This is a genomic window from Methylibium sp. T29, from assembly GCF_000576205.1.
Classification (GTDB): Bacteria; Pseudomonadota; Gammaproteobacteria; order Burkholderiales; family Burkholderiaceae_C; genus Methylibium; species Methylibium petroleiphilum.
This window is the reverse complement of the sequence record NZ_AZND01000202.1, coordinates 1-6,138: the sequence shown is the minus strand read 5'-3', so window position 1 is coordinate 6,138 and position 6,138 is coordinate 1. Positions and strand designations below refer to the sequence as shown.

Sequence of the window (6,138 nt, the reverse complement as noted above, 5' to 3'; positions counted from 1 at the left end):
GCCGCGGAAGGCGCCGACCACCGGCCGCCAGCCGGCGTCGAGGGCCTCGTCGTCCAGCGCGCTATCGGCGGCGGTCACGCGCCTCAGCCGAACAGCGCGGCCAGCGCCAAGCCGGGATCGGGCGCGCGCATGAAGGCTTCGCCGACCAGGAAGGCGTGCACCTGGGCCTCGCGCATGCGCCGCACGTCGGCCGGCGCGAGGATGCCGCTCTCGGTCACCAGCAGGCGGTCCGGCGGCACGCGCGGCAACAGGCCCAGCGTGGTGTCGAGCGTGACCTCGAAGGTCCGCAGGTTGCGGTTGTTGATGCCGACCAGCGGCGTCTTCAGCCGCAGCGCGCGGTCGAGTTCGGCGCCGTCGTGCACCTCGACCAGCACTGCCAGGCCGAGCGCCTGCGCCACCGCTTCCAGGTCGGCCATCTGGCGTCGGCCAGGCAGGCGGCGATCAGCAGGATGCAGTCGGCACCCATCTCGCGCGCCTCGAACACCTGGTAGTCGTCGACCATGAAGTCCTTGCGCAGCACCGGCAGCGGGCAGGCGGCGCGGGCGGCCAACAGGTAGTCGACCGAGCCCTGGAAGAAGCGCTCGTCGGTCAGCACCGACAGGCAGGCCGCGCCGTGGCGGGCGTAGCTCTCGGCGATCGCCGCCGGCACGAAGTGCTCGCGCAGCACGCCCTTGCTCGGGCTGGCCTTCTTGACCTCGGCGATCACCGCCGGCCGGCCGGCCGCGACGCACCCGCGCAGCGCGCCGGTGAAGTCGCGCAGGTCGGCGCGCCGTTCGGCCGACTCTGCGTCGGCGCGCAGCGAGGCAAGCGAGCGCCGCTTGCGCGCGGCCACGATCTCGTCCCGCTTGACCGCGACGATCTTCTGCAGGATGTCTTCGCCGCTCACGCCGCCCCCTTGAGCCGGCGCGTCGTCGTGACGAACCGCTCGAGCGTCTTCGCCGCCGCACCCGAGGCCACCGCCTCGCGCGCCAGGCGCACACCCTCGCCGATCGATGGCGCGACGTCGGCGGCGTACAGCGCCGCGCCGGCGTTGAGCAGCACGATGTCGCGCACCGGCCCCGCCTCGTCGGCGAGCGCGCGGCGGATGCAGCCGACCGACTCGTCCTTGCTCGCCCACCTTCAACCCCCGGGTGTCGTAGACCGGCAGGCCGAAGTCGCTCGGATGCACCGTGTACTCGCGCACCTCGCCGTCCTTCAGCTCGCCGATCAGCGTCTCGCCGGACAGCGAGATCTCGTCCATGCCGTTCATGCCATACACCACCAGCACGTGGCGCGAGCCCAGGCGCTGCAGCACGCGCACCTGGATGCCGACCAAGTCGGGGTGGAACACGCCCATCAACTGGTTCGGCGCGCCCGCCGGGTTGGTGAGCGGCCCGAGGATGTTGAAGATCGTGCGCACACCGAGTTCCTTGCGCACCGGGCCGGCGTGCTTCATCGCCGGGTGGTGGTTGGGCGCGAACATGAACCCGATGCCCGACTCGGCCAGGCACTCGGCCACCTGCGCCGGCGCGAGGTCGATGCTGGCGCCCAGCGCCTCGAGCACGTCGGCGCTGCCCGAGGTGGAGGACACGCTGCGCCCACCGTGCTTGGCCACGCGCGCGCCGGCTGCCGCCGCGACGAACATCGCGGTGGTCGAGATGTTGAAGGTGTGGGCGGCGTCGCCGCCGGTGCCGCACAGGTCGACCAGGTGCTCGGTGTCGGCCACCGGCACCGGCGTCGCGAACTCGCGCATCACGGTGGCCGCAGCGGCGATCTCGCCGATGCTCTCCTTCTTGACGCGCAGGCCCACCGCCAGCGCGGCGATCATCACCGGCGACATCTCGCCGCTCATGATGCGTCGCATCAGGTGCAGCATCTCGTCGTGGAAGATCTCGCGGTGCTCGATCGTGCGCTGAAGGGCGGCGGTGTCCGTGATCATCTAGCGAGCTCCTTCGAGGAAGTTCTTCAGCATCGCGTGGCCATGCTCGGTCAGGATGGACTCGGGGTGGAACTGCACTCCCTCGATCGGCAGCGAGCGGTGGCGCACGCCCATGATCTCGCCGTCCGGCGTGGTCGCGCTCACCGCCAGCTCGGCCGGTAGCGTCGCGCGCTCGATCGCCAGCGAGTGGTAGCGGATCACGTTGAAGCGCTCGGGCAGGTTCGCGAACACACCGTGCCGGTCGGTCGTGATCTCGCTCGCCTTGCCGTGCATCTGCACCTGTGCGCGCACGATGCGTCCGCCCAGCGCCGCGCCGATCGCCTGGTGACCCAGGCACACGCCCAGGATCGGCAGCCTGCCGGCGAAGTGGCGGATCGATTCGACACAGATGCCGGCCTCGGCCGGCGAGCAGGGGCCGGGCGAGAGCACCAGGCGATCGGGCCGCAGCGCCTCGATCTCGGTCAGCGTGATCTCGTCGTTGCGGAACACCTTCACCTCCTCGCCGAGCTCGGCGAAGTACTGCACCAGGTTGAAGGTGAAGCTGTCGTAGTTGTCGATCATCAGGAGCATGTCAGAAGCCCTCCTCGACCAGCTCCGCCGCGCGCAGTACGGCGCGCGCCTTGTGCTCGGTTTCCTTCCACTCCAGCTCGGGCACCGAGTCGGCCACGATGCCGGCCGCCGCCTGCACGTAGAGCACGTTGTCCTTGACGATGCCGGTGCGGATCGCGATCGCGACGTCCATGTCGCCAGCGAAGCTCAGGTAGCCGCAGGCGCCGCCGTAGATGCCGCGCTGCACCGGCTCGAGCTCGTCGATGATCTCCATCGCGCGGATCTTCGGCGCACCGCTCAACGTGCCGGCCGGGAAGGTCGCGCGCAGCACGTCCATGTTGGTCGTGCCCGGCTTCAGCAGGCCCTCGACGTTGCTGACGATGTGCATCACGTGCGAATAGCGCTCGACCGCGAAGGCCTCGGTCACCTTGACCGAGCCGGTCTGCGCGATGCGGCCGATGTCGTTGCGCGCCAGGTCGATCAGCATCAGGTGCTCGGCGCGCTCCTTCGGGTCAGCCAGCAACTCGGCCTCGACCGCGAGGTCGCGCTCGGGCGTCGCGCCACGCGGTCGGGTGCCGGCCAGCGGGCGGATCGTGACCTTCTGGCCCTCGGGCACCTGCTCGTGGCGCACCAGGATCTCAGGCGAGGCGCCGACGATCTGGAAGTCGCCCATGTCATAGAAGTACATGTACGGCGACGGGTTCATCGAGCGCAGCGCACGGTAGAGCGACAGCGGGCTCTCGGTGTAGCGCTTGCGCAGGCGCTGGCCGAACACGATCTGCATGCAGTCGCCGGCTGCGATGTACTCCTTGCAGCGCAGCACCGCGGCCTCGTAGTCGGCGCGCGCGAACTCGCGCTCCACCGCGTGCGAGGGGCCGCGCTTCACGGCCGGCGCGGTCACGCTGTAGCGCAGTCGGTCATTCAGCTCGGCCAGCCGCTTCTTGCCGCGGAAGTAGGCCTCGGGCTGCGACGGATCGGCGTAGACGATCAGGTAGAGCCGCCCCGACAGGTTGTCGATGACCGCCAGCTCCTCGGTCTGCAGCAGCTGGATGTCGGGTGTGCCGATGCCGCCCTCGCGCCGCGCGCCGGCCAGCTTGGGCTCCATGAAGCGCACCGCCTCGTAGCCGAAGTAGCCGGCGAGGCCGCCGCAGAAGCGCGGCAGGCCGGGCCGCAGCGCCACCTTGAAGCGGCTCTGGTAGGCCTCGATGAAGTCCAGCGGGTTGCCGTGGTGCGTCTCGGTCACCTGGCCGTCGGTCACCACCTCGCAGTGCTCGCCGGTGGCGCGCAGCAACGTGCGCGCCGGCAGGCCGATGAAGGAGTAGCGCCCGAAGCGCTCGCCGCCGACCACCGACTCGAGCAGGAAGCTCAGCGGCCGGCCTCCGGCCAGCTTCAGGTACAGCGACAGCGGGGTTTCCAGGTCGGCGAGCGCCTCGCCGATCAACGGAATGCGGTTGTAGCCCTGCTCGGCCAGGCTCTTGAATTCGAGTTCGGTGATCACGTCGGGGCCCTCCGTGGCCCAGGCCCACCCGGGAGCGGGCGGCCGCGCAAACAAGACATCGGGTGGCTGCTAAAAGACCGGTGTGAAGCCGGCCAGACGCAGCGTCGCGGGTCAGCCGGCCCGGCGACGCCAGGGCCAGGCTCCCCGGTCGTGAGACCCCGTGATGTGCTTGCGCGACATGAACATGAGGCCAGTCTAGCAGGCGCGCGTTCGAGTTCGCGCACCAGCGCATCGCGCGCCATGCGCCTGGGGCCGCCGGGCGATGCAGTCCCGCGGTACTTCCGCAGTGCTCCTGCGGAGGACAGTCGGGACGCTGCGCCCGGGAGCGCTACACGGCGGCGCAACATTCTCTTGCTGCAATGCAACATGGAGCAATCGCACTCGGCTTCCACAGGGTCTTCTCCAGCATGAGCCGGCGCCGCCAACCCGGCACAGTGGCGCCAGAAGTTGAACCGTTCCAAGGCCGTGTCGTCATGAGCGCTGAAACCGCCCCGTTGCTTCCTCCGATCGAAAAGCCCTACCTGGTGCTTCTCGAGCCCGCGTCGGGACGGGCCGCGGCCTACGACGCCCAGAACCGCCTGTTGACCGACCGCGCCAGCGAGCGGCTGGTGGCCTTCGCGCTGGAGCGCCATGTCCACAGCGAGTACTGGGATGACCTGAAGGACCTGGGCATGCCGCGCCAGCGGCCGAGTTGGGCGCCGGGTGACAACCTCAGCGGCTGCACCCTCTACTGGCTGCGCAACGGCTGGTCCAAGTTCCGCGACCTGCTCGACACGCCGGACGCCTGAGGCCCGGCATAGCAACCCACTCGCTGCCTCAGGCGGCGAGCCGCGCGCGCATCGCGTCGATCACCGCCTTGTAGTCCGGCTGGCCGAAGATCGCGCTGCCGGCGACGAAGGTGTCGGCCCCGGCATCGGCGGCCGCGCGGATGTTGTCGGTCTTGATGCCGCCGTCCACCTCGAGGCGGATGTCGCGTCCGCTGGCGTCGATCAGCTGCCTCACGCGCGCCAGCTTCTTCAGGGTCGACGGGATGAAGCTCTGCCCGCCGAATCCGGGGTTCACGCTCATCAGCAGCACCAGGTCGACCTTGTCGATCACCCACTCCAGCACGTCGAGCGAGGCGGCCGGGTTGAACACCAGGCCGGCCTGGCAGCCGGCGTCCTTGATCAACTGCAGCGTGCGGTCCACGTGGGTGCTGGCGTCGGGGTGGAAGCTCACCAGGTCGGCACCGGCCTTGGCGAAGGCCTGCGCCAGCGCATCGACCGGCTGCACCATCAGGTGCACGTCGATCGGCACGCGCACGCCGGCGGCGGTGACCGCGTGCTTGCGCAGGGCCTCGCAGACCATCGGCCCGAAGGTGAGGTTGGGTACGTAATGGTTGTCCATCACGTCGAAGTGGATCCAGTCGGCGCCGGCGGCGATGACATCCTTCACCTCCTCGCCCAGGCGGGCGAAGTCGGCCGACAGCAGGCTCGGGGCGATACGGAAGTGGCGTTGCGGGGACATGGCGGCGATCGGTCACGGAGGGTCGGCGTGCGCCGATTCTAGGGAGCGCGGTCGCCGGCCGCGTGGATCGGCATCAGCCGCATAGCCATGCGGCGCGCCGCTGGCTACGCTGCGCGACGCGTCCTCGCCCTCTCACCATGCAACGACCCGCCCCCCGCTCCGCACGCGGCCCCCACCCGGCCGAGGTGAACGCCGTGCTCGCGCACTGCCAGGCCGGCCGCTGGCCGGAGGCAGAGACCGCAGCGGCGCGGCTGTTGAAGAGCCACCCGCAGGATGCGGCCCTGCACAACCTGCACGGCACGGCCTGCTCGGAACAGCACAAGCTCGACGCCGCGGCGGCCAGCTTCCGCCGGGCGGCGGCGCTGGCGCCGCAGTCGGCCGAACTGCTGTTCAACCTGGCCGCCACCTGCGGCCGCCTGGGCCGGCTCGACGAGGCCGTGGCCGCCTACCGGCGGTCCGTCGCGCTGAAGCCCGACTTCGCGGTGGCGCACTACAACCTCGGCACCGCGCTCAAGGATCTGCAGCAGCTCGACGAGGCCGTCACCAGCCTGCGGCGCGCGGTGGCGCTGCAGCCGGGCTACGCCGCCGCGCACGCGAACCTCGGCGCCGTGCGCCAGGCCCAGGGCCATCTCGACGACGCCATCGCGTGCTACCGCGCCGCGCCTGG

At 70.6% G+C, this 6,138-nt stretch carries 5 protein-coding genes and 2 pseudogenes; 2 read left to right on the top strand and 5 right to left on the bottom strand.

Features of this window, described 5'->3' with window-relative positions; all coding sequences use genetic code 11:
* Positions 1-83: 83 nt before the first annotated feature.
* The 4 genes and pseudogenes from trpC to trpE form a co-directional block, all read right to left on the bottom strand.
* Positions 84-886: pseudogene (gene trpC, locus x551_RS17335) on the bottom strand (indole-3-glycerol phosphate synthase TrpC).
* A pseudogene (gene trpD / locus x551_RS17330) lies at positions 883-1,918 on the bottom strand (anthranilate phosphoribosyltransferase). The pseudogenes trpC and trpD overlap by 4 nt, the downstream one beginning before the upstream one ends.
* Positions 1,919-2,488, bottom strand: a complete 570-nt coding sequence (locus x551_RS17325; protein ID WP_011831035.1) for an aminodeoxychorismate/anthranilate synthase component II — start codon at positions 2,486-2,488, stop codon at positions 1,919-1,921.
* A 1-nt stretch (position 2,489) separates the two neighbouring features.
* Positions 2,490-3,965: an anthranilate synthase component I gene (trpE, locus tag x551_RS17320; RefSeq protein WP_036234683.1), complete on the bottom strand. Its 1,476-nt coding sequence runs from the start codon at positions 3,963-3,965 to the stop codon at positions 2,490-2,492.
* 473 nt (positions 3,966-4,438) lie between these two features.
* Here trpE and x551_RS17315 point away from each other — a divergent pair, with 473 nt between their 5' ends.
* On the top strand, positions 4,439-4,753 hold the full coding sequence (locus x551_RS17315) for a hypothetical protein (RefSeq protein WP_011831038.1): 315 nt from the start codon (positions 4,439-4,441) through the stop codon (positions 4,751-4,753).
* A gap of 28 nt (positions 4,754-4,781) precedes the next feature.
* Here x551_RS17315 and rpe read toward each other — a convergent pair whose 3' ends face one another.
* Positions 4,782-5,471, bottom strand: coding sequence for a ribulose-phosphate 3-epimerase (gene rpe, locus x551_RS17310; RefSeq protein ID WP_011831039.1), 690 nt, complete (start codon positions 5,469-5,471; stop codon positions 4,782-4,784).
* 137 nt (positions 5,472-5,608) lie between these two features.
* On the opposite strand from rpe, the gene x551_RS17305 reads away from it, so the two are divergent.
* The coding region (locus tag x551_RS17305; protein ID WP_152543557.1) for a tetratricopeptide repeat protein at positions 5,609-6,138 on the top strand (530 nt) is incomplete at its 3' end.

What these genes read in the sequence shown, in the direction of transcription:
- rpe (WP_011831039.1), bottom strand. Translation starts at nt 5,471, where the DNA reads ATGTCCCCGCAACGCCACTTCCGTATCGCCCCGAGCCTGCTGTCGGCC.
- x551_RS17315 (WP_011831038.1), top strand. Translation starts at nt 4,439, where the DNA reads ATGAGCGCTGAAACCGCCCCGTTGCTTCCTCCGATCGAAAAGCCCTAC.
- x551_RS17325 (WP_011831035.1), bottom strand. Translation starts at nt 2,488, where the DNA reads ATGCTCCTGATGATCGACAACTACGACAGCTTCACCTTCAACCTGGTG.